We start from the raw sequence: 24,039 nt of genomic DNA, 5'->3' as shown, positions 1-24,039 counted from the left end.
AATCCACTATGTCCCGTACCATCAGATGAGAATTCCAGCATTTTGGCGAGAGCGTCATCGACGACGCCTTGGAGCCCTTTGCTGTTTGGCTAAGCGACATTTCAGGACTTCAAAATGACAGAGCATAGTCTCTGGCGTGTATCGCGCGCATTTCACCGCGCACTGAGCGAACGTCAGACCGATCAGCTTGAATCCGTCCTCGATGACAACGTGGACTGGGCGATTTACGGCCCGATCGACATGTTTGCCTTTTTCGGCCCCCGGCGCGGCAAGCGGGCGGTGATCGACGTCGTCCGCGAGATTTCCAGCATCGTGACACTCCACCGCTCCGACCGTGAATCCATTATGCTCGGAGAGGACTCGGCGGCTTCGATGATGCGGTATTCTCTGATGCCGGAAGCGTCCGGTAACCCGATCAGCGTCCGCGTCGCTCTCTTCGTCCAGTTCAAGGCGGGACGCCTGACCAGTCTCCGCGCCGTCATCGACACCTTCGACCTCGTCGAACAAACCCTTGGCCGCCAGATTCATCTGCCGAAGATCGCGTAACCGGCCTATGACCGCACGGTGACATGCCGCTGCCCGAAGCCCCGCTTGCGCGGGGCTTTTTATTTGGGCATGCGCGGCGATCACGGCGGCTTGAACCCGCGCAACACAATTGCGACAAACACAATTGAAAGATGATCGCCGGAAGCCGCGACTGCTGCGTCGAAAGACGATATTAACCCGCATAGCGCCTGATCAGCCGTGATCGACTTGCGAATGCCGGACGCGATGCAATGACGCCGAGAATGCCGCAGCTTGCGAACTCCCCAAACCGGATTGTAACCGCACTGGCGATGGCCTGCGGCCTCTGGGCTGCCGCTGCGGGTCATACACAGGCGGAAGACGGCACACCTGCGGAAACCGGCGAGACCACCGCACCGGAGTTTGTCGAACCGGCGGATATCGACTGGAGCATACTCAACAGCGATCCAAGATCGCTTTATGAGGCGCCCTCTGCGGTCGGACACGCGTCAATCGTAAAGCCGATCGAAGATCCGTGGTCCTGGACCCGCTCCGACAAGCCGGACGGATCTTCCGCCGTCGCGATCAAGCAGCCGATCACGCCCTTCTGGGACACCCGCGTCGGCGCCGATCTCAACGTCACGACGAAGATGCCGACCACCTCGTCGGAAGTCCTCGCGGAAAAAATGGCGCACAACAATCAAATCTCGCAATCGTCGGGCAGCGCGTGGGCCGCGATGACCGCGCCGGGCCTCGGCTCGATCTGGGACAAGACCGCCGTCGAAGCGCGCACCGATCCGGCGCAGGAGCAAAGCAGGTTCGGAACGTCGCTGAGCAAGTCGCTGCCGTTCGGCGGCGATCAATACGCGCTGACCTTGCAGCACGGATACAATGTCACGCAGCAAACGCTGGTGCCGGTGTTCGGCCTCGGTGCATCGTCGCGCATTTACGAAATCGATCAGTCCGCGAAGCTCGGTATCGCGGAAACCGGCACCAGTTTCATCGCGGGCCAGACGCATTCCAGCGCCGACGACAAATGGCTGCGCCGGATCGGCGCGGAGCAGAAGCTGTTCGGCGGCGTCACCGTCACCGGATCGGTCAGCGAGACCCCGAGCGGGATCGCCAACGGCAGCCTGACCGCGGGCTTCAAGACGCGCTGGTAGGTTCCGCTTAACCGGATAGCTACCATTCCGGCCTTTCCCGTTTTGTCCACTGTATGAATCCGACCTCGCCGCATCCTCGCCGCGTTTCGGTCACGATCGGCTGCACTCATGTACCCGTACTCGTCGTGCGGGGGACTCCGCGCTCGCTCAACCTGCGAAACAAGGAACAGCCGATGAACGCTTTGCCAGCAGAAAAATCCGAAATGACCGAAGAGGACAAGAACCTCGCCGCCGTCAACGACGTCGAAGCCGGCATTCGCGATTTCGTCCGCAAGGATGTCGCCTATCTTCGGCGCGCTCCGGCAGCTCCGGGCACTGACGCGCCTGCTGCGGATGCATCCGCTGATGCCGCTGTCGGCAGCGTCAACAACCTGATCAATCGCGTAGCAGGTGCTTCGCTCAGCGAAATCGAGACGCTGATTGCGGAGCTCGAAGGTCTGCGCACGCTGATGCACAACGAAGGTCAGCGCATTCAGCGTGAACTGGCCGGCTACGCCCAGCTCGGACAGACCGCGATGAAGTCGACGCGGATGATCGCCGACAATCTGGCGCAGTGGAAGCGCACCGCGCCCGAGCCGCGTCAGGACTGAACGATCCTCTGACCGCGGCATCCAGACCGTGCCGCGGTCACCTCCCTGAGACTTGCCGCCCCTCGACAGAGCGGGCGGCATTTTTCTGTCAGGTGGCGGGACGGCGCGGCGCGAACACCGAACCCAGGAATGAGAACGCCAGTTCGCCGCGCTGATTGACGCCGGTGTTGTAGAAGCCGACGAAGCCGAATTGCGGACGCGACTCCAGCGGGCGCTTCGACGTGATCTCGGAGACGTAGGTCAGCGTATCGCCCGCCAGCACGGGCTTGAGCCATTTCAGTTCGCGAAATCCCGGCGACGGCCCCGACACGATCGGCTTCTCGCCCCGCGCCGCCTGTTCAGCGGCTTCACGCTGGAAGCTCGCCACCGTGAGCCGCATGTACGTCGCCGCCACATGCCAGCCCGAAGCGGCGAGACCGCCGAACACGGAATTGCGCCCGGCTTCCTCGTCGAGGTGAAACGGCTGCGGATCGAACTTCGCGGCGAACTTCTTGATGTCCTCCGCAAGGAACGTAAACGAGCCCAGCTCGCGGCGATCGCCGATCTTGATGTCTTCGAAATATGGCATGGACTGTCCCTACCTCACGCCGGCCGCGGCGCGGCGCAACACCATCAGAGGCAACGTCGCCAGCATCAGCGTCTGCCCCGATGCGTTGCGCATGTCGTTCTTGATGTAAACGAACCCGACATCGGAACGGCTCTTGGATTCACGCGTCGAGACCACGTCGACGGATATCGTGAGATCGTCGCCCGGCCGCAGCGGCGAAACCCACCGCACCTCGTCGACGCCTGGCGACCCTGCCGAGGCGATGTTGTGGATGAATCCATCCCAGCAGATCCGCATCAGCAGCGAGCACATGTGCCAGCCCGAGCCTGACAGACCCTTGAGGATGGTGCGGCTGGCCGCCTCCTCGTCCAGATGCATCGGCTGCGGATCGAACTCGGAGGCGAAGGCGATAATGTCGTCGCGGGAAACATGGTGCGGCCCGAACGTGCCGAAATGGCCGAGCTTGAAGTCTTCGAAAGTGAGTTTCATCGTTTCAATCGCGTTGTGGATAGGCGCAGTTTGGCCGTTATTTCAGGACACCTCAAGCGGTGCGTTGCGTGGCCGCCTTCCGTCTTTTCCGGCGATATGCGACAACCCTGGCCATCCGGAGCGGTTCGGTCCGTCGCTGATTCGCCCACCGTATTCTGTCTTTTTCGGCTCATCTGGAGAAAGCCCATGTTTCATTTCCAGGATCTCTTCCAGTGGGACAGGTTCATCACACCCACCATCATCAAGGCCTTCTACTGGCTGGTGATCGCGCTGATCATCCTGTTCGGGATCGCAGGCATATTCTCGGCCCTGACCGTGATGGCGATCAGCCCGTTCGGCGGGTTCATCCAGTTGCTGTCGGCGCTGGCCGGCGTGGTGGTCGGGATTATCTTCTCACGCATCAGCGCCGAACTGATCCTGATCGTCTTCCGGATCAACGAGCATCTCGGTGCGATCCGCGACCAGGGCCGCGACCGTCAGATGTAAGGACACGCAACGCCCTCCATGAGATATGTCGTGCGCTAGCTTGACCCGCGCATCCAGCTTAAGAAAGCAATTCTCAAAAGATGGATTGCCGGGTCAAAGCCCGGCAATGACGAATGTGAACCGTCGGTGCCTCAGGTATTGAACCTGAAATGCATCACGTCGCCGTCGGCGACGACGTATTCCTTGCCTTCCAGCCGCAGCTTGCCGGTATCGCGCGCGCCGGACTCGCCACCATTCGCGATGTAGTCGTCATAGGCGATGGTCTCGGCGCGGATGAAGCCCTTCTCGAAATCGGTATGGATCACGCCGGCCGCCGCGGGCGCCTTGGTGCCCTTGGTGATGGTCCAGGCACGGGCTTCCTTCGGGCCAACGGTGAAATACGTGATGAGATGCAGCAGTTCGTAACCGGCGCGGATCAGGCGGTCGAGACCCGCTTCTTCGAGTCCCAGGGTGTCGAGAAAGTCGGCACGCTCCTCGCGTGACAGCGTCGCGATCTCGGATTCGATCTTGGCGGAAATCGCCACCGCAACCGCGCCTTCCTTTTTGGCGTGCTCAAACACCTGCTGCGAAAACGAGTTGCCGGCGGCGGCAGCGCCTTCCTCGACATTGCAGACATAGAGAACAGGCTTGGACGTCAGCAGACCGAGCATGCGGAACGCACGCTCCTCCTCCGCCTTGCGCTCGAGGAAACGCGCCGGCTTGCCATCGCGCAGCAGCTTCAGGGCGCGATCGACCAGTTCGAGCTGCTCCCTGGAATCCTTGTCGCCGCCCTTGGCCTTCTTGGTCAGATTGTCGACGCGTTTCTCGAGGCTGTCGAGATCGGCGAGCATCAGCTCGGTCTCGATGGTCTCGATGTCGGCCAGCGGCGCGATCTTGCCTTCGACATGGGTGATGTCGGAATCCTCAAAACAGCGGACCACATGCGCCACCGCATCGACTTCGCGAATGGTGGCGAGAAACTGGTTGCCGAGGCCTTCGCCCTTCGACGCGCCCTTGACCAGACCCGCGATGTCCACGAACGTCAGTTGCGTCGGGATGATCTGCTGCGACTTCGCGATCGCCGACAGCTTGTCGAGCCGCGGATCGGGTACCGCCACCGCGCCGACATTCGGCTCGATGGTGCAGAACGGATAGTTCGCCGCCTGCGCTGCCGCCGTTTCCGTCAGCGCGTTGAACAGTGTGGACTTGCCGACGTTGGGCAGTCCGACGATGCCGCATTTGAAACCCATAATCTTCTTTCGACTTTGACGTACGGTGACCGCTTCGATTTCATTTCGTCATACGCGGGCTTGCCCCGCGTATCCATCTTCTTTGGAAAGATGGATCGCCGGATCAAGTCCGGCGATGACAATCATTTTTTGGGCGACGGTTCGCTGTCGTCCTTCGATGTGAATCCCTTTGCATCCATCGCAAGATGCACCTTGTTTGCAAACGACGCGTCCTGCCCGGTGACGATAAACGCTGCGTTGTCGGCAATCGCCTCGCACAGCGCGGTGACCCAAGGCATTTCGCTTTTGGCGAAATCGGACAGAACGTGCTGATGCACCAGATCCTTGACGCCGGGATGCCCGACTCCGAGCCTCACGCGGCGATAATCGTTGCCGACATGCGCGGAGATGGAGCGAAGTCCGTTGTGTCCCGCAATGCCGCCGCCGATCTTGACGCGCAGTTTCGCGGGCGGCAGTTCGATCTCGTCGTGAAACACCGTGATGTCGCCGACGCTCATCTTGAAGAACTTCGTCGCTTCGCCGACCGCGTTGCCCGACTCGTTCATATAAGTCGTGGGCTTCAGCAGAATGACGCGCCCATTGCCGAGATTGCCTTCGGAGGTCTCCCCCTGAAAGCGACGGCGCCACGGACCAAATCCGTGACGCCGTGCGATCTCGTCGACAGCCATGAACCCGATGTTGTGCCGGTTGCCCTGATACTTCGCGCCGGGATTCCCCAGTCCGACGAACAGGCGCATGGCACGGGCTCTCCCGGCCGCTTACTTCTTCTTGTCGGCAGCAGGCGCCTTGGCGGCAGCAGCCGCGGGAGCCTTCGCAGCACCAGCCGCAGGAGCAGCCGCCGCAGCGCCGGCCGCAGGAGCAGCACCGGCCGCAGGCGCAGCACCACCGGCAGCAGCAGCCGCAGCAGCCTTCAGTTCTTCGTTGTAGCCTGACGGCGGAACGATGGTGACCAGCGTCGCGTCTTCGCGGGTAAACAGCTTCACGCCGTTCGGCAGCTTGATGTCGGTGATGTGCAGCGAGCTGCCGATGTCGAGCTTGCCCACGTCAGCTTCGAGATACTGCGGAATGTTGTCCGCCGGCACCTCAAGGTCGATGTTGTGGGTCACGATGTTGACCGTGCCGCCGCGCTTCACGCCTGGCGAGGTTTCCGAATTCAGCACGTGCAGCGGAACGCTGACGCGGATCTTGGAGCCTTCGCCGAGACGCAGGAAGTCCACGTGCAGCGGGAAGTCGCGCACCGGATCGAGGCTGAAGTCGCGCGGAATCACGCGGTGCTTTTTGCCGTCGAGTTCGATGTCGTGAATTGTGGTCAGAAAACGCCCGGCCTGAATGCGCAGGCGCAGTTCAGCATCGTCGAGCGAGATGGTCAGCGGGGGCTGGTTGTTGCCATAGATCACTGCCGGGATACGGCCAGCGCGACGTTCAGCCCGGGCGGCCCCCTTGCCGGCCTTCGGACGAGCGGTCGCCTTCAATTCCTTGACGGTCGCCATTGTTCAGTTCCTCAAGATTTAAAAGTGAAGGGCCGCAAAGCGGCCCGGTTTTACATCGCGGCAAGCCTCCAGGGGTGCGGGGGCCGCTGACGTGGCGGGTTCTTAGCCCCAAAGGGCCAGAAATACAAGGAAATGAGCGGATTTTAGAGCGGCTTTTTCCGACGCCGGGATCAGGCCATCAGCCCTCAGATTGAGGAAATTGCCGGCGTTCCACCTGGCGACAGCCCTGCCAGCCAGTCTTCAGAGTCTGCCAAGGCACGCAGCGCATCGCGCTTGCGGATCAGGTCCGCGCGCTCGTTTTCGCTGGTCGCCGATGCAGCCATCTTCTCACAGCGAGCTGCCCATTCGCGCAGTTCGGCGGAATTATTGTTGAGCATCGAAATATCCAATCAGAAGTGAGCGCCCCTCCTGAGCCAATATCGCACCGAACGAACCATGTCGCAAGACATAACTTATTGAAATAAAAGGAGTTTTTTACTAATTTTGGGATTCCGTAGCGGAGTGGGGAACTTTGTTCACGTGAGTGAATTGAGTAATTTACTAACCCATCGTCTGGCAAAGACCTTGGCAGCAAACGCCCCCACAGGAGGCTAAAATGAGCGATTTGCGCGGCGAACGCCTGCAGATCATGCTTTCGCCTGAGGAATTATCCGCGATCGACGATTTCCGCTTCAAGCACCGGATGCCGACCCGGGCCGCCGCGGTGCGGGAACTTCTCAAGCTAGGTCTGGCGTCTGCCGAGATCGTGACCGGCACGGGACTGAAATCCGCCAATTATGGCGTCCTCGGCCGCAGTCCAAATGGACGCAATGCCGACGATAAGGGCGACGGCGCCGAATAGCGCCCACCTACATTTATCGCTCCCGGCACTTTGAACGGGTCGTCCGTCCCTCTCCTAAAAATTTCATCTCCGCGATCGGTCTTGCCTTGCCGGATCTTGGATGCATTTGTTATGTTATAACATAACAATCATAGCGAGCGCTTCATGCCGCCCCGCCGCCTCTCCCGCATCGCATTGAAAAGGCTGTTCGATTCCCATGAAAAAACTGCCCGTCACCGTGCTCTCCGGCTTCCTCGGCTCTGGGAAGACGACCCTGATGAACCATGTGCTGAACAACCGGCAGGGTCTGCGGGTTGCCGTGATCGTGAACGACATGAGCGAGGTGAACATCGACGCCGACCTCATTCGCAATGGCGGTGCGGACCTGTCGCGGACGAATGAAACCCTGGTCGAGATGACCAACGGCTGCATCTGCTGCACGCTGCGCGACGACCTGCTCAAGGAAGTCAGCAGACTCGCTCACGACGGACGTTTCGATTACCTGCTGATCGAATCTACCGGCATCTCCGAGCCCCTGCCGGTCGCGACCACCTTCGATTTCCGCGACGAGGACGGCGTGAGTCTCAGCGACGTGGCGAAGCTCGACACCATGGTGACCGTTGTGGACGCGGTGAACCTGCTGCGGGATTACGCCTCGCACGATTTCCTGCGCGACCGCGGCGAGTCGCTCGGCGACGACGACAAGCGCACGCTGGTCGATCTCCTGGTCGACCAGATCGAGTTCGCCGACGTCATCGTGCTCAACAAGATCGGCGACGCCTCGCCCGCCCAGTGCGAAGCCGCACGACGCATCTTGATCGCGCTCAATCCCGAAGCGGAGATCATCGAGACCAGCTTTTCCAAGGTGCCGCTGGAAAAAATTCTCAACACCGGGCGCTTCGATTTTGAAAAAGCACAGCAGCATCCGGTCTGGTTCAAGGAACTGTACGGCTTCGCCAACCATGTGCCGGAGACGGAGGAATACGGCGTGACGAATTTCGTCTATCGCGCGCGCCGGCCGTTCGATCCGCAGAAGTTTCACGCCTTCATCACCTCAAGCTGGCCAGGCGTGATCCGCGCCAAGGGGCACTTCTGGCTGGCGACGCGGCCGCAATGGGTCGGCGAACTCAGCCAGGCCGGCGCGATCGTGCGCAACGAAGCGATGGGATTCTGGTGGGCGGCAATCCCGGAGGAGCGCTGGCCCGATCATCCGGAATGGCGCGCGGCCATCGCGAAGAGCTGGTCGGAGGTGTGGGGCGATCGCCGGCAGGAAATCGTCTTCATCGGCACCGGCATGGACACCGCCGAACTGACGCGACGGCTCGATGCGTGCCTTGTGGCGATCTCCGGCAAGGACGCGATGAACACCGCAGCGTGGGCGAAACTCCGCGATCCTTTTCCGGTCTGGCGCCGCGCCGATGAGGCAGCGTGAGGGGTGTCAGGTCGGCCGGTGCGCGGCGACCGCGGCCGGCCGCCGAACCACCGCGGCCAGATTCTTGCAGATCGCAACCAATGGCATTTCGATCATCCGGTAGACCAGAACGCCGCCCACCACGCTCGCCAGGCACCCAACGAGAATGAACCCGCCGGCCAGCAGTGACGGCGCACCGTTGCCCGAGAAGACGACCGCGTTCTTCGCGGCAGAGAGTACGACGCCGTGGGTGAGATAAATCGAATAGGATGCGTCGCCCAGCAACATCGGCAGGCGCCAATCCTTCAACTTCGGTTCGAGCGCGAGCGCGCCGGTGACGATCAGGAATGCTGGAAGCCCCCAATGAAAAAAGCGCGAAGCAGAAATGTTGGCTGCCGACAGCACGCCTGACGTCAGCAGCAGGCCACATCCAGTGGCGAGCAGGAACACGGCGACAGCCGGGCGCGGCAACGCCTTGCGCTCATACATGACACCCAGCAGACATCCGATCATGAACTCGATCAGCAGCGGGCTGGTGTAGGTGAGCGCGACCGGCCCCGACGGTGGAACAAATAACGTGGATACGACCAGCGCGCTCAGGACAGTGCAAACGAACACCGCCCGGTGCCGTCTCGCAATCAGAAGCGCAAGGGCGAACACCGCATAGAAGAACATCTCGAAATTCAGCGTCCATCCGGCGATCAGCAACGGCTGGATTTCTCCCGTTCGCGGCGAAACGAACGGGATGAACAGCAGGGACCGGACGAGATTCCACAGCGAGGGCACTGTCGCCGGATCGCGAAAGATCAGCCAGCCGCCGTAAAGCAGCACTGTCATCGTCCAGTAGAGCGGCACGATACGGATGATCCTGTTCACCGCGAAGGATGCCGGCGTGGTCCGCTCCGACGCCGTGGTGATCCACATGATGAATCCGCTGATGACGAAGAAGATATCGACGCCGGCCGCGCCGAACGGCAGCCGTTGAAAATGGAAGTATTCCTGCGCCATGCCGTCGGCATGGAAAAACACCACCATCAGGGCGGCGGCGGCGCGCAGGTACTGGATCGACAGAATCTTTGGCATGGCCGGCGGCTGCGCTCTTTTACCCAATCGTTACTATTGCGATTCAGCTTTGATTAAAGATGCAGCCGGCGGAAGGCACGGTTGCGTGACGAGAGCCGGTAACCGCCGTTAAGGATAACTGTTAAGAGTTGGGAACCTGTTTTTCGCTACATCTGTGGAGTTGATACCTACCGAACGCCCCGCAGAGGACGGACATGGCCGCTTTGGCAGAACTTCCGCAGACGTCGCGACGTCTGCTTCTCGCATCGGATTGTGAGGACCAAAGCGAAGAACTCGCCCGCATTCTGAGGAATGCAGGCAGCGTGGAAACGATCTCCATTTTCGATCTGCCCGATCACCCGGCCAGCGACTTCGCCGGCGTCGTCATCGATATCGATCTCACCTCGGCCGCGGCTGTGCAGCGCGTGCGCAGCAAGCTCACCGGCAAGGACTATCAGCCGCTGCCCCGGCTGTTCGTGCTCGCTGATGCGCTTCATCACGGCTCGGCGCAGGCCTGGGCGCTCGGCGCGACCGATACCATCCAGCGGCCGTTTCATCCGGAAAGCATCCTGCACCGGATTCGCCAGGTGTTTCCGGAAACACCGGAAGACGAACACACCACCGACGCGCGCATCCTGAGCACCGGCGTCACCGCCGCGCTGGTCGTGATGTCGAAGATTTTCCGGCGGCTTCCCGCCGGCATTCCGCTTTCGTTCGACGATGTGATGCAGGCAGAAACGCAGATTCTGCGCGCGCTCAAACGCTGCTCGCTGCGGCAGTGGCTGATCGCGGTCAACAAGCATCACAACAAGAGCTATCGCCACACCCTGCACGTCACCGGTTATGCGGTTGCCTTCGCCCATCATCTCGGCATGCGCGAAGACGACCAGCGCCGCCTGACCCGCGCGGCTCTGCTCCACGATGTGGGCAAGGCGTTCATTCCCGTTCCGATTCTCGAAAAGATCGGCAGGCTGACCGACGAGGAGAACGCTATTCTCGCGCAGCACTCCCAACTCGGTTACAACGCGCTGAAAGAGCAGCGCGGATTTCCCGGCGAGGTGCTCGACGTGGTGCTTCATCATCACGAGATGCTCGACGGCAGCGGTTATCCCGAAGGACTTCAGGGACAGCAGATCAGCGACATCGTCCGCATCATGACGCTGGTGGACACCTACGCCTCGCTGCTCGAACCCGACGCCGAAACATCCGCGATGACACCCGAGCAGGCATTCGGGATCATGGAATTGATGGGCGGCAAGCTCGATGGCGCACTGCGCCAGGCCTTCCGCCCCGTGGCGCTCGGGACCTAAGAAACCGCGAATAGCCTTCAGGGTCATCCCCGCCTTCGCCGGGACGACGCTTTTGCTTGCCTCAGCAATATTGCTTTTGGCTCGTTCTCGCGATTGGATGCAGCTGCAACCAATTCAGGACGCGTGCCGGCACCGCATCGGCCGCGCAGGAGGACGCCCATGCCGACCGAGACGCTGACCCGCCGTTCATTCATGACCACCGCCGCGGCCTTCGGCGCGGGTCTGGCTGTGCCCTCTGGTCTGGCTGCGCCGGCCTGGGCACAGGCCTCCTACCCAGCACGGCCGGTTCACCTCATCGTCCCCTATGCAGCCGGCGGCGGCACGGATTTCTTTGCGCGGCTGGTGGCGGCGTCCATGAGCACAACCCTCGGTCAGCAGCTCGTGGTGGAGAATCGCCCCGGCGCCGGAACGCAGATCGGGGCCGAAGCCGCGTCCAAGGCCGAACCCGACGGCTACACCTTCCTCCTTGGCGACACCTCGACCTACGCCTCCAACAGAAGCCTGTACCAGAAGCTGCCCTACGATCCGCAGAAGGACTTCGCGCCGATCTCCCTGACCGGACGCTTCGCCATCGTGCTGCTGGTCAACACCGACAAGCTCAACGTCAATTCGGTGCAGGCCCTGATCGACGCCGCGAAGAAGGCGCCGGGCGCGATCGACTATGCGAGCGCCGGCGTGGGCTCGCCGTTCCATCTCGCCGCTGAACTGTTCGCGCAGTCCGCAGGCATCAAGCTCAATCACGTGCCCTACAAGGGCGCTGGCCCGGCCCTTCAGGATCTCGCCGGCGGGCAGATCGGCATGATGTTCGTCGATTTCGCCACCGCGCGCTCGCAGCTCAACCTGAAGTCGATCAAGGCCATCGGCGTGTGCTCGCCGGGCGAGTTCTACGGCTTGCCGGGCGTGCCGGCCGTTGCCGCCACGGTGCCGGGCTTCGAGGCGTGGGCGTGGCAGGGCTTCGCCGCGCCGGCGAAAGTCTCGCCCGACATCATTGCCAAGCTGCGCGAGGCTTATCTCAAGGCGGTCAACGATCCCACGATCAAACAGAAGCTGATCGACGCCGGGATCGATCCGCTGCAAAGCACGCCGCAGGAGATGGCGGCCTATGTCGCCTCCGAAACCGCGAAGTGGGAGAAGGTCATCAAAACCGCGGGGATCAAACTGGACTGACGCGGTCGGCTTCCTTGGCGTCCCGAAGCTCGCTCAAACCGCGAACGAACATCTCGACCGCGAAAACGTAGCTCTTTTGATATTCGATCGGGCGGGCGACCGGTGCCGACATTTCGTTGATGACGAAGCCGCGAACCAGGCTCTTGAGAATGCGGATCGCGTGTCTGGCAGCCTCGCCGCTGACGCCTGCGTCGGCAAAAACGCGCAGCACGACCAGAGCCAGTTGCCCCGCCGCCTTCTGATACTCGGGATTGTCGACATCCGGGTCGCGAAACGACGCAATGGCCAGGCCGGGACTTCCAAGCGAAAAACTACGCATCGCATGCGCCATCGCACGGATCGCATCCAGGCGCGTCTTGCCTTTGACCGCCTGTTCAATCTGCCGCTGAAGTCCCTGATAGCCCGCGATCGCCAGCGCCTGCTTCATCTGCGGGATGGTATCCACCTTGCCGAAGAAGGCCTCCATTTCAGTGACAAGGTCGGCGGCGATCTTCTTGTCCCATCGCGGTGAAGGCGCCTTGATGACGCGTTCAACCTCGGAGAAATGTGTACGATCGAACGGAGTCACAGCTAAGCCTCGCAACCAAACCGCGATCCTGGACCGGATTGGTCAACGTCGTTGGCGCAAAGCCGGAGCGTTTCGATTCAAATGGTCGGCATGAGCCGTCACAAGACCCTGACCCCTGCTTTCCCAAGCTGTGACTGCTTCTCAGGCGTGATGGCCTTTCGCCATGCGTCTTCCGCGCCCGGTTCGGGAAGGAAGCGGCCGAATTCGATCATCTGCGGTGCGTCGATGTCCTGGATGTAGAACCAGACATCCTCCGCGCCAACGCCCGCAGCCCCTCGCACCTTGTCGGCCGCCTCGCCCATCAGCTTCTGTTTCACATCGATTCCTCGCCCCGAACGGATCATGCCGTGGACGAAAACGTGCGGATGCGCGTTAGGCTTGCCGCCGATGAAATGTTCGCCATTCTCGAGGGCGCGGAAAATCACCTGCGCAAAGAACGCCGGCGCGCCGGTTGCGGCATGATGGGCCGCGGTGATCGCCTCGGCGATCTGCCCTTTCTGGGCGGCTGAGAGCGTCAGGTTTGCCGTCGTCACAGTATAGGTCGGCATCGGTTCCTCCGGATTTATGCAACATCCCTTCTGCCGGCGGAAAGTGACCCCATATAGATGCATATGCAAGCTTTATTTATTGTATATGCATCTAATATCGCATAGGCTGAGCCCAGACTAAGGATGCCGATGTTCACCGATTGCTACTGCACCCAGTTTCGCCGTTCCTCGCGGGCCTTGACGCGCCTCTATGATGCCGCGCTCAAGGATCACGGCATCCGCATCACCCAGTTCTCGCTGCTGCGCGCACTGCGCCGCCTCGGTGGCGCGGCGACGTTCAGCGAACTCGCCGATGAGGTCGTCCTCGACACCACCACCATTTCCCGGAACGTGAAAGTTCTCGCGGCCAACGGCTGGGTCAGCTTTCAAAACACCGACGACGGCCGCGAGAAAAAGATCCGCCTGAGCAGCGCCGGCGGCAGGAAGATCGATACCGCGACATCAAGCTGGCAGGTCGCACAGGACCGGATCCTTGGGTCCGCCAAGGAAATCTTCGCCGCCCGCAAGGGCGATCCGCTGATCGACACACTTGAAAAGCTTCAGGCGCTCTCTGGCGCAACCGATTCAGAAGGGCCGGTTGTCGAGCGCAAAACGCACAAGAAAGCCTGACTCCACCCGTCGGGCACGGATTCATCGTTCAAGATAAGGAATAAGCCTCATGCCGCTCGTACGCATCGATCTTGCGAAGGGAAAGCCGGCCGGACATCGCAAGGCCATCGGCGAGATCATCTACAAGGCGATGACCGAAACCATCAACGTGCCAGCCGATGACAAGTTTCAGGTCATCACCGAACATGCACCGGAAGACCTGAATTTTCCGAAGAACTATCTTGGCATCGAATACAGCAAGGACATCGTCTTCATCCAGGTTACGCTGAACGGGGGCCGAACGGTGGACATGAAGAAGGCGTTCTACAGGCGCATCGCCGACGACCTGCACATGCAACTGAACATCCGCCGCGAGGACGTGTTCATCAATCTGGTGGAAGTCGCGAAGGAAAACTGGTCGTTCGGCAATGGCGTCGCGCAATACGCGTGACGCGTTCAGCCTCAGGTTTCGGCGACGGGACCGAGCTTCTTCTCCAGCGCGGCGATGCGCGTCTTCAGCGCCTCGTTTTCCTCGCGTGCGAGGCGCGCCATATCCTTCACCGCCTCGAATTCCTCCCGCTTGACGAGATCGAGATCGCGCAGGATGCGCTCGGCCTGGCTGCGCACGACGGTTTCAATCTCGCGCTTCACGCCCGAGGCGGCCCCGGCGGCGTCATTCATCAAGCGCGCGATCTCGTCGAAGAAACGGTTGCTGGTCTGGGTCATCATCACACTCCGAAGGGCCCCGGTTACCGCAGTTGACGTGCCCAGACAATGGTGATGGCCTTGCCGGGACGCAAGATGTAAGAAACACGTGAATTGTTAAACGCGCATTCTTGTCGCAAACCGGGGCTAAATTTCGCGGAATCAACGTCAGGATTCGCGCCCCGCCGGACATCGCCTGCCCATGTTTCTGACCATCGCGTTCCCCGTCTTCGACCCCATCGCCATCGCCATCGGGCCGATTGCGATCCGCTGGTACGCGCTGGCCTATATCGGCGGCATCGTGCTGGGCTGGCTCTATGCCCGCAGGATCATCCGCAGCGAACGGCTGTGGGGCGGCAAGGCGCCGTTCACGGTCACGGATTTCGACGATTTCATCCTGTGGGTGACGCTCGGCATCATCCTCGGCGGACGCACCGGCTATGTGCTGTTCTACAATCTCGGCTTCTTCGCGCAGCATCCCGCCGAGATCTTCAAGCTCTGGACCGGCGGCATGTCGTTCCACGGCGGGTTCATGGGCTGCGTGATCGCAGTGCTGCTGTTCGGCTGGAAGCGGAAGATCTCGGTGCTGTCGCTGGGCGACGTGACCTGCGCGGTCGGCCCGATCGGCCTGCTGCTCGGACGTCTGGCGAACTTCATCAACAGCGAACTGTGGGGCCGTCACGCCGATGCCAGCGTGCCGTGGGCGATGGTATTCCCGAACGGCGGGCCGCTGCCGCGGCATCCAAGCCAGCTTTATGAAGCGGGACTCGAAGGCATTGCTCTTTTCATCATCCTGGCGCTGCTGATCCGCGGCGGCGCGCTCAAGCGCCCCGGCCTGATCATCGGCGCATTCGCCGCGCTCTATGGCGTAGCCCGCATCATCAGCGAGTTTTTCCGCGAACCCGATCCGCAGCTCGGCTTCCTTTGGGGCGGACTGACCATGGGCATGATCCTGTCGGTCCCGATGATCATTGCTGGCCTGGCCTTTATCGGCGCGGCATGGCGGCGCGGACCGCGCACGGCGGGTGACGGCGCGGCCAAAGCGGCTTAATAACGTAAGATCATACTTAAATTAGCGATTCCCGATTTTTGAAAGTTCGCCGTGTCCGATTATTCGCCGCTGGAAACCCTGATCAGAAAGCAGATCACCGCGAATGGCCCGATGCCGGTGTCGCGGTATATGCAGATCTGCTTGACGCATCCGGAATACGGCTACTACCTCAAGCGCGATCCGCTCGGCCGCGACGGCGATTTCATCACCGCCCCCGAAGTCAGCCAGATGTTCGGCGAACTGGTCGGACTGTGGGCGGCATCGGTGTGGAATGCGATGGGCATGCCGCAGGAGGTCAAGTTCATCGAACTCGGACCGGGCCGCGGCACCATGATGGCGGACGCGCTGCGCGCGGTGCGGATTCTGCCGGCGTTTCATGATGCGATCACCGTGCATCTGGTCGAGGCCAGCGAGCGGCTGCGCGACAAGCAGCGCGAGAAGCTGGCCGATGCGGCCTATGTGGAATGGTACGACCGGATCGAGGACGTTCCGGAAGGCCCCGCGATCATTCTCGCCAACGAGTTCTTCGATGCGCTGCCGGTCCATCAGGCGGTCAAGCAGGACACCGGATGGCATGAGCGCGTCATCGAGATCGATGACGACATTCTCGCCTACGGCATCGCCAAGGACCCGATCCCGCGATTCGAGGTGCTGCTGCCGCCGCTGGTGCGCGCCGCGCCCAATGGCGCGATCTTCGAATGGCGGCCCGACAACGAGATCATGACCATCGCGCGCCGGCTCCGCGATCAGGGCGGCGCCGCGCTGATCATGGACTACGGCCATCTGCGCAGCGATGCCGGGGATACCTTCCAGGCGGTCGCCCGCCATAACTACACCAACCCGCTGCGCAATGCGGGTCTCGCCGATCTGACCGCGCATGTGGATTTTCAGGCGCTGGCCCGCGCCGCCGAGGATGTCGGCGCACGCGCCCACGGTCCAGTCGAGCAAGGCGTGTTCCTCAAGAGTCTGGGCATCGAGACCCGCGCGCAGGCGCTGATGAAAAACGCGACCGAAGACGGCCAGAAGCTGATCACCGCAGGACTGGCCCGCCTCACCGGCCCGAGCCCGGAAGGCATGGGCTCGCTGTTCAAGGTGCTCGGCATTTCGCATCCCGCGATCGAGACACTGGCCGCGCTGTCCGAACAGGACACGAAATCATGACATTCACGTCGTCGCTGTTGTCGGCTGTGCCGGGTCTGCGCCACGCGTTCTTTTCGCGCGAGGGCGGCGTCTCGGCAGGCATCTATGAGAGCCTCAACGGCGGCATCGGCTCGCATGACGATCCGGCGCATGTCATCGAAAACCGCCGGCGCATGGCCGAGCATCTCGGTGTGACGCCGCCGCAATTCCTCACCGTATTCCAGATTCACTCGCCCGATGTCGCGGTTGCCACCACGCCGTGGGACACGGCATCGCGACCGAAGGCCGATGCGATGGTGACGAACGTGCCGGGACTGGCGCTCGGCGTCACCGCCGCCGACTGCGGGCCTATCCTGTTTGTCGATCCGGACAAGCGCGTGATCGGCGCAGCGCATTCCGGCTGGAAAGGCGCCATCGGCGGCGTGCTTGAGAACACGATTACGGCGATGGAAGGCCTCGGCGCATCGCGCGCAAACATCATCGCCGCGATCGGCCCGCTGATCCGGCAACAGAGCTACGAGGTCGGCGCGGAATTCGTCGCGCGCTTTTCGGATGGCGCGCCCGGCAACGCGCGTTTCTTCATTCCCTCGACGCGCGCGGACCACGCGATGTTCGATCTCGCCGGCTATATCCGCCAGCGGCTGGAGCGCGCGGGCATCCTGATGATCGACGATGTCGGGGTCGATACCTACGCAGACGAGCGGTTCTTCAGCTACCGCCGCACCACGCACCGCAAGGAACCGGACTACGGCCGCAACATCCACGCCATCGTGCTGGACGGCTAGCGCGCACCCCTGCGACATTATCGAACGTCGTGACCGGGATTTGTTTCAGCGACCAGCCTTGACTCTCCACCCGGTGGAAGCCCCACAACGCTTCCATGACACATCGCACCTACACCATTGGAGAGGCCGCGCGCCTGAGCGGCGTTTCGGTCCGCCGGCTGCGCTTCTATTCCGACAAGGGATTGTTGCCGCCCGCCGGGCGGACCGAAAGCGGCTATCGCGTCTTCACTGACGAGGAACTCGTCCGTCTCGATCTTATTCGCTGCCTGCGCGACGCCGGCGTCGGCCTCGACGCCATTCGCGAGGTGCTGTCGCACGAACTGTCGCTGACCGACGCGCTGAAGCTGCGGCTTCGCGCACTCGAGGCCGAGATCGCCTCGCAGCGCCGCGTGGCATCCGCGCTGCGCGCCGCACTCCGCTCCCCCGAACTCACCGAAGCAGACCTGAGGAGATTCTGGACCATGACCAATCTGTCCCGCCTTGAACGCCGCAACGTGATCGAACGCTTCTACAGCCAGGTGTCGCAGGACGTCCGCATCGATCCCGAATGGATGCGCCAGATGATCGAGGCCAGCACGCCGGAACTGCCGGACAATCCGACGCCCGAGCAGTGCGACGCCTGGATCGAACTGTCCGCCATCCTCGATGATCCGGAATTCGTCGCCACCATGCGCGCCAATGCGAAGGAAGTCTGGAACAAGAACGACTTCGATCTCTCCGCCTGGCAGGCCGCGGGCGATCCGTTCGTGGCGAAAGCAAAGGCCGCCATCGAGCAAGGGTTTGGACCGGAATCGGAAAGAGCCCGCGAGCTTGCGCAGGAGTGGCTGGAAACCTCCGCACGTGTGATGGGCCGCGTGCCGGATGACGATTACAGGGCGTGGCTACGCACCCGATACGCTGCGCATGATGCCCGCGCGGTGCGTTACTGGGAGCTTGTGGCGATCATGAAAGGCCAGCCGCCGCAGACCAGCCCGAACCGGGAGTGGACCTGGATCATCGACGCCATGAAGCATCACCTGGCCTGACAATCCGCACGCCATTCGGATTTGGCTCAAATGCCGGCAGCCATGGTCGCCGATTGCAAACCCTGCCCACAGCCCGCCCTAGACGTTAACGCTTATTAACGATATCGCTGGACCGAACCCCGCCGTGCAGGGCACAACCCTGCCGGCGAGACATCGGGGCGGGCATGAATTTCAGAGGGCGAACAATCACTTGGGCGGTGCCGCAGGTTGTGCGGACATCGCTGCTGATGGCCCTGTTGAGCCTGACCGCCGCCTGCACCACCAATGGGTCCGGACCGGTTGCATCCACCGCGAGCTTCGGCCCCACCGTCGCCTTTGAATCCGTGGACGGTCCGCCGCCGCAGGTGTTCGACCGGCTGGTCCGCGCGCTGGAAACCGAGTCCACCGCCCGCAGTTTCACCATCGTGTCCCGCGAGGCGCAGGCCTCCTACCGGGTCCGCAGCTATCTGTCGGCGCAGGTCCGGCACGGCAAGACCACCATCGCCTGGGTCTGGGATGTCTACGACCGGGATCAGGAACGCGCCGTTCGCCTCAGCGGCGAGGAGCCCGCCGGCAAGGGCGGCCGCGACGCCTGGGCCACCGCCGATGACCAGCTGATGCGCCGAATCGCGTTCGCCGGGCTGAACGGCCTCAACGGGCTGATCAGCGGGACCGCCCCGGCGCAGGACTCCCCTGCCCCGGCCGCGCCCCGGTCATCGGGTCCCGCGATCGCACAGATCGACGGGAATCGGCCTGAATCGGCCCCGGGACAAATGCAGACGCTGGCCTTCAGCGCCCAATAGGGATACGGGCCTGTCCGCACGCGGGTTTTTGCAGGAAAACACCAAGGGCTATATTGCCAGCCTTGTTCTGTCCTTGTTATCACGCGCCTGCAAAATGCTGGATCACCCAGGTTCCATAGGCAGCGGCTGACATGTTGAAAAGCGTTTCCCCCACGTCAAAAGGAGATGCTGCGATTTCAGCGAAGAATGGCTCCATCAAGCTGGTGGCCGGCAATTCGAACCCGGAATTGGCCGCCGAGATTTCCTCGGTGCTCGGCGTCCCGCTGACCAAGGCGAGCGTGCGCCGCTTCGCCGACATGGAAATCTTCGTCGAGATTCAGGAAAACGTCCGCGGCTCCGACGTCTTCATTATCCAGTCGACGTCGTTTCCGACCAACGACCACCTGATGGAATTGCTCATCATCACCGATGCGCTGCGCCGCGCCTCCGCGCGCCGCATCACCGCCGTGATCCCCTATTTCGGCTACGCGCGACAGGACCGCAAAGCCGGCGGACGCACCCCGATTTCGGCCAAGCTGGTGGCCAACATGATCACCCATGCCGGCGCCGACCGCGTGATGACGCTCGATCTTCATGCCGGGCAGATCCAGGGTTTCTTCGATATCCCGACCGACAACCTTTATGCCTCGCCGCTGATGGTGCGCGACATCAAGGAGAAGTTCGACCTCGCCAACGTGATGGTGGTGTCGCCGGACGTCGGCGGCGTGGCCCGCGCACGCGGCCTCGCCAAGCGGATCAACGCGCCGCTGGCCATCGTCGACAAGCGCCGCGAACGCGCCGGTGAATCCGAAGTCATGAACGTGATCGGCGATGTCGCCGGCTACAACTGTATCCTGATCGACGACATCGTCGATTCCGGCGGCACGCTGGTGAATGCCGCCGACGCGCTGCTCAAGTACGGCGCCAAGGAAGTCTCGGCCTATCTCACCCATGGCGTTCTGTCGGGCGGCGCGGTCGCGCGCGTCACCTCATCGCGGCTCAAGGAACTGGTCATCACCGACTCGATCCAGCCGACTGATGCGGTGCGCAAGGCGCCGAACATCCGCGTGCTCTCGGTCGCGACCCTGATCGCCGAAGCCATCGGCCGCACCGCGTCGGAAGAGTCGGTGTCGAGCCTGTTCGACTGAACGGCTCAATCTCAAAAATATTTTTTCTCGCCCCGCACGCGCAATGACTCCGCGCGACTCGCGCCGCGCGAATCCGATTCCGTTTTGTTCTCACGTCCGAACACAAGTCATTCGGACGTAAACTCATGCGCTGACTCATGAATTGGCGCGCAAGCGCGGTTCATCGCCACATCTCGCGCTTGCCTGTTGAAGAGACAGCAAATTAGCCCTTTGCCTGTGGACGGGATTCGCGGTGACATTGCGCGCTTTGCGCAAATCACCGATCAATCTTGTCACAAGGTTGCCGTTGCGGCGCACGATCCGAAAGCCGGGTTGTCATGATCGTAAACGGAGAACTTGCAGCGACAGTTCTCGCTCGTTCTTTGCGTTTCGTTCAGGCGTTTCACATCCCACACCAAGCAGAGGGTGAAGGCAGCATGTCCCATCTGGACATCATAACGGATTCGCAGAGCAGCCCGCTTTCGGTCGTCGAGGAGATCGCGTCCTCCAACGACTGGTCGTTCGAACGCTCGGGCCACGACGAGATCACCATTCTCACGCAGGGACAGTGGACCGATTATCAGCTCTCCTTCACCTGGATGGGCGACATCGATGCGCTGCATCTGGCCTGCACGTTCGACATGAAAATTCCGGAGGCACGGCGCGGCGAAGTGCAGCGCCTGATCGCCGCGATCAACGAGCAATTGTGGATCGGTCATTTCGACGTCTGGCTCACCACCGGATCGATCATGTACCGGCAGGCGCTGATCCTGCCAGGCGGCATGACCGCCACGCAGGCGCAGTGCGAACTGATGCTCGAAGGCGCGCTGCATGCCTGCGAGCGCTACTATCCGGCGCTGCAATTCGTGGTCTGGGCCGGCAAGACCGCCGCGGAGGCCATGAGCGCCGCCATGTTCGATACCGCAGGCGAGGCGTAAGGCTTCACAGGGCGCGCAACACCCGAGATGTCGTCCCCGCGAAAGCGGGGACCTATCCTTCGATCCGCGCACGCTGCGACAGCTTGTTGCGCCCCCGCTCATTCAATAGAACTCTGTGGTTATGGGTCCCCGCTTTCGCGGGGACGACCCGAGTGGATTGAGTCATGGCAACATCAACTTCCTCCGACGCGCTGAAGAACTTCACAGGCTCACTCGTGCTCGCGGGCGCGGGCAAGATGGGCGGCGCGATGCTGTCCGGCTGGCTCGACGGAGGACTCGACGCCAAACGCGTGACCATCATCGAGCCATATCCGTCGGACGACACCCGCGCCTTTGTTGCCCGTGGCGCGCGGCTCAATCCCGAGACAAAGGACATCGGCACCGCCGACGTGCTGGTGCTTGCGGTGAAGCCGCAGATGTTTCGCGATGCCGGACCGCAACTGCGGCCGCTGGTCGGCACATCCACCCTCGTGGTCTCGATCATGGCGGGAACCACCATCGCAGGGCTTACCGAGGTTTGCGGCGGCAAGGTGATCCGCGCCATGCCCAACACACCCGCTGCGATCGGACGCGGCATCACCGTCGCGGTCCCGGCCAACGGTGTCACACCGGGTCAGCGCGCTGTCGCGGATGCGCTGCTGCGCGCCACCGGCGGCGTCGAGTGGGTCGAGGACGAAGCGCTGATGGATGCCGTCACCGCCGTGTCCGGCTCGGGTCCGGCTTATGTGTTCCTGCTCGCGGAAGAACTCGCGCGCGCCGGCGTCGCGGCCGGACTCCCCGAAGCGCTGGCGACAACACTGGCGCGGGCAACCGTGTCAGGCTCCGGCGAGCTGCTGCGCTTGTCGGATCTCGATAGCGCTACGTTGCGCAAGAATGTCACCTCGCCCGGCGGCACCACAGCAGCCGCACTTGAAGTGCTGATGGGCGCAGACGGATTCCAGCCGCTGCTGACCCGCGCGATTGCCGCCGCGACGAAGCGGTCAAAGGAACTGGCGAAGTAATCCCCTCCCTCTCCCCGCCTGCGGGGAGAGGGCCGGGGTGAGGGGCAAACTTCGCAACAAGTCGAGATCATAAAGCCCCTCACCCGGATCGCTTGGCGATCCGACCTCTCCCCGTAAACGGGGAGAGGTGAAAGCCTTACACCGGCACACGCACCGTCGCGCGCAGGCCGCCCATCGGGCTGTCACCGAGCGTGATGTCGCCGCCATGGGAGCGCGCGATATCGCGCGCAATGGCAAGGCCGAGACCGGTGCCGCCCTCGTCCTGATTGCGCGCATCGTCGAGCCGCAGGAACGGCTTGAACACTTCCTCGCGCATCTCCGGCGGAATGCCCGGACCGTCATCGTCCACCGTCACCGTCAGATAGCGATGATCGCGATGACCGGTGATCGCAATTGCGTTGGCATGACGGCCCGCGTTCGACACCAGGTTCGCGACGCAGCGCTTGAACGCAGCGGGCTTCACGATCACCACCGGCATGCCGTGGAACACAACGGTCGCGGCGTGGCCGTGGCGCTCGGCGTCGCTGCGCAGTTCCTCGAGCGCCTGCTCCATGTCGGTCGGCCGGGCCTGCTCACCGCTGTCGCCGCGCGCGAAGGACAGATACGCCTCCAGCATGCCGCTCATCTCGTCGACGTCCTTGCGCATGCCCTCGACTTCCGGGCTGTCGCCGATCAGCGCCATTTCCAGCTTGAAACGCGTCAGGATGGTGCGCAGATCGTGGCTGACGCCGGCCAGCATCGCGGTGCGCTGTTCGATACTGCGCTCGACGCGCGATTTCATCTCAAGGAAGGCATAAGCGGCCCGGCGAACCTCGCGCGCGCCGCGCGGGCGGAAGTCCGGCACCTCGCGGCCCTTGCCGAAACTCTCCGCGGCATCCGCCAGCCGCAGGATCGGCTTGATCTGGTTGCGCAGGAACAGCACCGCCACGATCAGCAGGATCGACGACGTGCCCAGCATCCAGAAGATGAAGATTTCCGAGTTCGACGCATAGGCCGCGCTGCGCTGCGCGAAGATGCGCATCACCGTATCGTCGAGCTTGATCCGGATTTCCACCAGCGACGAACGCCCGACGGTGTCGATCCAGAACGGGCGCGCGATCTGGCGGCTGAGCTGCACCGACAACGTCTGGTCGAGCAGCGAGAAGAACGGCTTCGGTCCTGGCGCCGGCATGTCGTTGACGGGAAGAAAATCCACCACCAGCCCAAGCCGCTGCTGCGCGATGCGCTTGATCTGCGTGCGGTCCTTGTCCTGCGGATAGGTCCGGTAGACGTCGATCAGCGCGGAGATGTCCTGCACCACGGCGGCGGACAGACGCCGCGTCACCGTATTCCAGTGCCGCTCCATGAATACGAAGGCGACCACCGACTGCAGGATCACCATCGGCACGATGATGATCAGCAGCGCGCGGGCATAGAGCCCCTTCGGCATCAGCTCCTTGAACCAGCGGCCCAGCCATTCGCTGGCGCTGGACACACGTCGCGACGCGGTGCGGATGAAAGTGAGGCCAGTGTCGAGCGTACTCATAACAACGCG

Annotated in this window: 29 protein-coding genes; 18 read left to right on the top strand and 11 right to left on the bottom strand. The window is 62.4% G+C overall.

Features of this window, described 5'->3' with window-relative positions; translation table 11 throughout:
• Positions 1–114 precede the first annotated feature (114 nt).
• The 3 genes from I554_RS0108655 to I554_RS0108645 all read left to right on the top strand — a co-directional run bounded on the left by I554_RS0108655 (position 115) and on the right by I554_RS0108645 (position 2,257).
• Positions 115–546 (top strand): nuclear transport factor 2 family protein, encoded by a 432-nt coding sequence (locus tag I554_RS0108655; protein WP_024577758.1) that lies wholly within the window; start codon positions 115–117, stop codon positions 544–546.
• A gap of 230 nt (positions 547–776) precedes the next feature.
• The gene (locus I554_RS0108650; RefSeq protein ID WP_024577757.1) at positions 777–1,667 is read left to right on the top strand and encodes a hypothetical protein; all 891 of its coding nucleotides are present in this window, start codon (positions 777–779) and stop codon (positions 1,665–1,667) included.
• A 173-nt stretch (positions 1,668–1,840) separates the two neighbouring features.
• Positions 1,841–2,257 (top strand): hypothetical protein, encoded by a 417-nt coding sequence (locus I554_RS0108645; protein ID WP_024577756.1) that lies wholly within the window; start codon positions 1,841–1,843, stop codon positions 2,255–2,257.
• A gap of 88 nt (positions 2,258–2,345) precedes the next feature.
• Here the strand turns inward: I554_RS0108645 and I554_RS0108640 are convergent, their stop codons facing one another.
• Together I554_RS0108640 and I554_RS0108635 are read right to left on the bottom strand one after the other, a co-directional pair.
• Positions 2,346–2,825 (bottom strand): MaoC family dehydratase, encoded by a 480-nt coding sequence (locus I554_RS0108640; RefSeq protein WP_024577755.1) that lies wholly within the window; start codon positions 2,823–2,825, stop codon positions 2,346–2,348.
• A gap of 9 nt (positions 2,826–2,834) precedes the next feature.
• Positions 2,835–3,293 carry a MaoC family dehydratase gene (locus tag I554_RS0108635; protein ID WP_024577754.1) on the bottom strand — a complete coding sequence of 153 codons (459 nt, stop codon included), beginning with the start codon at positions 3,291–3,293 and terminating at the stop codon, positions 2,835–2,837.
• A 186-nt stretch (positions 3,294–3,479) separates the two neighbouring features.
• Here I554_RS0108635 and I554_RS0108630 point away from each other — a divergent pair, with 186 nt between their 5' ends.
• The gene (locus I554_RS0108630; RefSeq protein WP_024577753.1) at positions 3,480–3,779 is read left to right on the top strand and encodes a DUF4282 domain-containing protein; all 300 of its coding nucleotides are present in this window, start codon (positions 3,480–3,482) and stop codon (positions 3,777–3,779) included.
• Between the two features lie 131 nt (positions 3,780–3,910).
• Here I554_RS0108630 and ychF read toward each other — a convergent pair whose 3' ends face one another.
• From ychF to I554_RS0108610, 4 genes are all read right to left on the bottom strand, one after another.
• Entirely contained in the window at positions 3,911–5,008 is a 1,098-nt protein-coding gene (ychF, locus tag I554_RS0108625; protein WP_024577752.1) for a redox-regulated ATPase YchF, read from the bottom strand.
• 122 nt (positions 5,009–5,130) lie between these two features.
• Positions 5,131–5,745 carry an aminoacyl-tRNA hydrolase gene (pth, locus tag I554_RS0108620; RefSeq protein WP_024577751.1) on the bottom strand — a complete coding sequence of 205 codons (615 nt, stop codon included), beginning with the start codon at positions 5,743–5,745 and terminating at the stop codon, positions 5,131–5,133.
• A gap of 21 nt (positions 5,746–5,766) precedes the next feature.
• On the bottom strand, positions 5,767–6,498 hold the full coding sequence (locus I554_RS0108615; RefSeq protein ID WP_024577750.1) for a 50S ribosomal protein L25/general stress protein Ctc: 732 nt from the start codon (positions 6,496–6,498) through the stop codon (positions 5,767–5,769).
• Between the two features lie 185 nt (positions 6,499–6,683).
• Positions 6,684–6,875 (bottom strand): hypothetical protein, encoded by a 192-nt coding sequence (locus tag I554_RS0108610; RefSeq protein WP_024577749.1) that lies wholly within the window; start codon positions 6,873–6,875, stop codon positions 6,684–6,686.
• A gap of 218 nt (positions 6,876–7,093) precedes the next feature.
• Between I554_RS0108610 and I554_RS0108605 the strand changes: the two genes are divergently transcribed.
• On the top strand, positions 7,094–7,339 hold the full coding sequence (locus I554_RS0108605) for a hypothetical protein (RefSeq protein WP_024577748.1): 246 nt from the start codon (positions 7,094–7,096) through the stop codon (positions 7,337–7,339).
• Between the two features lie 196 nt (positions 7,340–7,535).
• The gene (zigA, locus tag I554_RS0108600; RefSeq protein WP_024577747.1) at positions 7,536–8,750 is read left to right on the top strand and encodes a zinc metallochaperone GTPase ZigA; all 1,215 of its coding nucleotides are present in this window, start codon (positions 7,536–7,538) and stop codon (positions 8,748–8,750) included.
• A 6-nt stretch (positions 8,751–8,756) separates the two neighbouring features.
• Here the strand turns inward: zigA and I554_RS0108595 are convergent, their stop codons facing one another.
• Positions 8,757–9,812 (bottom strand): acyltransferase, encoded by a 1,056-nt coding sequence (locus I554_RS0108595; RefSeq protein ID WP_024577746.1) that lies wholly within the window; start codon positions 9,810–9,812, stop codon positions 8,757–8,759.
• A gap of 194 nt (positions 9,813–10,006) precedes the next feature.
• On the opposite strand from I554_RS0108595, the gene I554_RS0108590 reads away from it, so the two are divergent.
• Entirely contained in the window at positions 10,007–11,101 is a 1,095-nt protein-coding gene (locus I554_RS0108590; RefSeq protein ID WP_024577745.1) for an HD domain-containing phosphohydrolase, read from the top strand.
• A gap of 159 nt (positions 11,102–11,260) precedes the next feature.
• The gene (locus I554_RS0108585; RefSeq protein ID WP_024577744.1) at positions 11,261–12,268 is read left to right on the top strand and encodes a tripartite tricarboxylate transporter substrate binding protein; all 1,008 of its coding nucleotides are present in this window, start codon (positions 11,261–11,263) and stop codon (positions 12,266–12,268) included.
• On the opposite strand, the gene I554_RS0108580 is transcribed toward I554_RS0108585, so the two are convergent.
• The gene (locus tag I554_RS0108580) at positions 12,255–12,836 is read right to left on the bottom strand and encodes a TetR-like C-terminal domain-containing protein (protein WP_024577743.1); all 582 of its coding nucleotides are present in this window, start codon (positions 12,834–12,836) and stop codon (positions 12,255–12,257) included. The genes I554_RS0108585 and I554_RS0108580 overlap by 14 nt on opposite strands.
• A 98-nt stretch (positions 12,837–12,934) precedes the next feature.
• A complete protein-coding gene (locus I554_RS0108575) occupies positions 12,935–13,384 on the bottom strand; it encodes a tautomerase family protein (RefSeq protein WP_024577742.1) in 450 nt (149 codons plus the stop codon).
• Between the two features lie 123 nt (positions 13,385–13,507).
• On the opposite strand from I554_RS0108575, the gene I554_RS25495 reads away from it, so the two are divergent.
• Both I554_RS25495 and I554_RS0108565 read left to right on the top strand, forming a co-directional pair.
• Positions 13,508–13,993: a MarR family winged helix-turn-helix transcriptional regulator gene (locus I554_RS25495; RefSeq protein WP_051358585.1), complete on the top strand. Its 486-nt coding sequence runs from the start codon at positions 13,508–13,510 to the stop codon at positions 13,991–13,993.
• A 49-nt stretch (positions 13,994–14,042) separates the two neighbouring features.
• Positions 14,043–14,423: a tautomerase family protein gene (locus I554_RS0108565; protein WP_024577740.1), complete on the top strand. Its 381-nt coding sequence runs from the start codon at positions 14,043–14,045 to the stop codon at positions 14,421–14,423.
• Between the two features lie 11 nt (positions 14,424–14,434).
• On the opposite strand, the gene I554_RS0108560 is transcribed toward I554_RS0108565, so the two are convergent.
• Positions 14,435–14,698: an accessory factor UbiK family protein gene (locus I554_RS0108560; protein ID WP_024577739.1), complete on the bottom strand. Its 264-nt coding sequence runs from the start codon at positions 14,696–14,698 to the stop codon at positions 14,435–14,437.
• A gap of 175 nt (positions 14,699–14,873) precedes the next feature.
• Between I554_RS0108560 and lgt the strand changes: the two genes are divergently transcribed.
• From lgt to proC, 8 genes are all read left to right on the top strand, one after another.
• A complete protein-coding gene (lgt, locus tag I554_RS0108555; RefSeq protein ID WP_024577738.1) occupies positions 14,874–15,728 on the top strand; it encodes a prolipoprotein diacylglyceryl transferase in 855 nt (284 codons plus the stop codon).
• Between the two features lie 51 nt (positions 15,729–15,779).
• The gene (locus I554_RS0108550; protein ID WP_024577737.1) at positions 15,780–16,889 is read left to right on the top strand and encodes an SAM-dependent methyltransferase; all 1,110 of its coding nucleotides are present in this window, start codon (positions 15,780–15,782) and stop codon (positions 16,887–16,889) included.
• Entirely contained in the window at positions 16,886–17,653 is a 768-nt protein-coding gene (pgeF, locus tag I554_RS0108545) for a peptidoglycan editing factor PgeF (RefSeq protein WP_024577736.1), read from the top strand. Before I554_RS0108550 ends, pgeF begins: the two co-directional genes overlap by 4 nt.
• A 95-nt stretch (positions 17,654–17,748) precedes the next feature.
• Entirely contained in the window at positions 17,749–18,678 is a 930-nt protein-coding gene (locus I554_RS0108540) for a MerR family transcriptional regulator (RefSeq protein WP_024577735.1), read from the top strand.
• Positions 18,679–18,842: 164 nt separating this feature from the next.
• Entirely contained in the window at positions 18,843–19,460 is a 618-nt protein-coding gene (locus tag I554_RS0108535) for a hypothetical protein (RefSeq protein ID WP_024577734.1), read from the top strand.
• 173 nt (positions 19,461–19,633) lie between these two features.
• Entirely contained in the window at positions 19,634–20,587 is a 954-nt protein-coding gene (locus tag I554_RS0108530) for a ribose-phosphate pyrophosphokinase (RefSeq protein ID WP_024577733.1), read from the top strand.
• Positions 20,588–21,003: 416 nt separating this feature from the next.
• The gene (locus I554_RS0108525) at positions 21,004–21,504 is read left to right on the top strand and encodes a YbjN domain-containing protein (protein WP_024577732.1); all 501 of its coding nucleotides are present in this window, start codon (positions 21,004–21,006) and stop codon (positions 21,502–21,504) included.
• 164 nt (positions 21,505–21,668) lie between these two features.
• A complete protein-coding gene (proC, locus tag I554_RS0108520) occupies positions 21,669–22,505 on the top strand; it encodes a pyrroline-5-carboxylate reductase (RefSeq protein ID WP_024577731.1) in 837 nt (278 codons plus the stop codon).
• Between the two features lie 136 nt (positions 22,506–22,641).
• On the opposite strand, the gene I554_RS0108515 is transcribed toward proC, so the two are convergent.
• On the bottom strand, positions 22,642–24,030 hold the full coding sequence (locus I554_RS0108515) for an ATP-binding protein (RefSeq protein ID WP_024577730.1): 1,389 nt from the start codon (positions 24,028–24,030) through the stop codon (positions 22,642–22,644).
• Positions 24,031–24,039: the final 9 nt, after the last annotated feature.

Source organism: Afipia sp. OHSU_II-C1 (genome assembly GCF_000497575.1).
Lineage (GTDB): Bacteria > Pseudomonadota > Alphaproteobacteria > Rhizobiales > Xanthobacteraceae > Afipia.
Note: the sequence above shows the minus strand (reverse complement) of the source record. Positions and strands in the feature narration are given on the sequence as shown.

Excerpts from the sequence above, each read along its gene's own strand:
- I554_RS0108655 (WP_024577758.1), top strand. The coding sequence starts at position 115 with ATGACAGAGCATAGTCTCTGGCGTGTATCGCGCGCATTTCACCGCGCA.
- I554_RS0108650 (WP_024577757.1), top strand. The coding sequence starts at position 777 with ATGACGCCGAGAATGCCGCAGCTTGCGAACTCCCCAAACCGGATTGTA.
- I554_RS0108645 (WP_024577756.1), top strand. The coding sequence starts at position 1,841 with ATGAACGCTTTGCCAGCAGAAAAATCCGAAATGACCGAAGAGGACAAG.
- I554_RS0108640 (WP_024577755.1), bottom strand. The coding sequence starts at position 2,825 with ATGCCATATTTCGAAGACATCAAGATCGGCGATCGCCGCGAGCTGGGC.
- I554_RS0108635 (WP_024577754.1), bottom strand. The coding sequence starts at position 3,293 with ATGAAACTCACTTTCGAAGACTTCAAGCTCGGCCATTTCGGCACGTTC.
- I554_RS0108630 (WP_024577753.1), top strand. The coding sequence starts at position 3,480 with ATGTTTCATTTCCAGGATCTCTTCCAGTGGGACAGGTTCATCACACCC.
- ychF (WP_024577752.1), bottom strand. The coding sequence starts at position 5,008 with ATGGGTTTCAAATGCGGCATCGTCGGACTGCCCAACGTCGGCAAGTCC.
- pth (WP_024577751.1), bottom strand. The coding sequence starts at position 5,745 with ATGCGCCTGTTCGTCGGACTGGGGAATCCCGGCGCGAAGTATCAGGGC.
- I554_RS0108615 (WP_024577750.1), bottom strand. The coding sequence starts at position 6,498 with ATGGCGACCGTCAAGGAATTGAAGGCGACCGCTCGTCCGAAGGCCGGC.
- I554_RS0108610 (WP_024577749.1), bottom strand. The coding sequence starts at position 6,875 with ATGCTCAACAATAATTCCGCCGAACTGCGCGAATGGGCAGCTCGCTGT.
- I554_RS0108605 (WP_024577748.1), top strand. The coding sequence starts at position 7,094 with ATGAGCGATTTGCGCGGCGAACGCCTGCAGATCATGCTTTCGCCTGAG.
- zigA (WP_024577747.1), top strand. The coding sequence starts at position 7,536 with ATGAAAAAACTGCCCGTCACCGTGCTCTCCGGCTTCCTCGGCTCTGGG.
- I554_RS0108595 (WP_024577746.1), bottom strand. The coding sequence starts at position 9,812 with ATGCCAAAGATTCTGTCGATCCAGTACCTGCGCGCCGCCGCCGCCCTG.
- I554_RS0108590 (WP_024577745.1), top strand. The coding sequence starts at position 10,007 with ATGGCCGCTTTGGCAGAACTTCCGCAGACGTCGCGACGTCTGCTTCTC.
- I554_RS0108585 (WP_024577744.1), top strand. The coding sequence starts at position 11,261 with ATGCCGACCGAGACGCTGACCCGCCGTTCATTCATGACCACCGCCGCG.
- I554_RS0108575 (WP_024577742.1), bottom strand. The coding sequence starts at position 13,384 with ATGCCGACCTATACTGTGACGACGGCAAACCTGACGCTCTCAGCCGCC.
- I554_RS25495 (WP_051358585.1), top strand. The coding sequence starts at position 13,508 with ATGCCGATGTTCACCGATTGCTACTGCACCCAGTTTCGCCGTTCCTCG.
- I554_RS0108565 (WP_024577740.1), top strand. The coding sequence starts at position 14,043 with ATGCCGCTCGTACGCATCGATCTTGCGAAGGGAAAGCCGGCCGGACAT.
- I554_RS0108560 (WP_024577739.1), bottom strand. The coding sequence starts at position 14,698 with ATGACCCAGACCAGCAACCGTTTCTTCGACGAGATCGCGCGCTTGATG.
- pgeF (WP_024577736.1), top strand. The coding sequence starts at position 16,886 with ATGACATTCACGTCGTCGCTGTTGTCGGCTGTGCCGGGTCTGCGCCAC.
- I554_RS0108540 (WP_024577735.1), top strand. The coding sequence starts at position 17,749 with ATGACACATCGCACCTACACCATTGGAGAGGCCGCGCGCCTGAGCGGC.
- I554_RS0108535 (WP_024577734.1), top strand. The coding sequence starts at position 18,843 with ATGAATTTCAGAGGGCGAACAATCACTTGGGCGGTGCCGCAGGTTGTG.
- I554_RS0108525 (WP_024577732.1), top strand. The coding sequence starts at position 21,004 with ATGTCCCATCTGGACATCATAACGGATTCGCAGAGCAGCCCGCTTTCG.
- proC (WP_024577731.1), top strand. The coding sequence starts at position 21,669 with ATGGCAACATCAACTTCCTCCGACGCGCTGAAGAACTTCACAGGCTCA.
- I554_RS0108515 (WP_024577730.1), bottom strand. The coding sequence starts at position 24,030 with ATGAGTACGCTCGACACTGGCCTCACTTTCATCCGCACCGCGTCGCGA.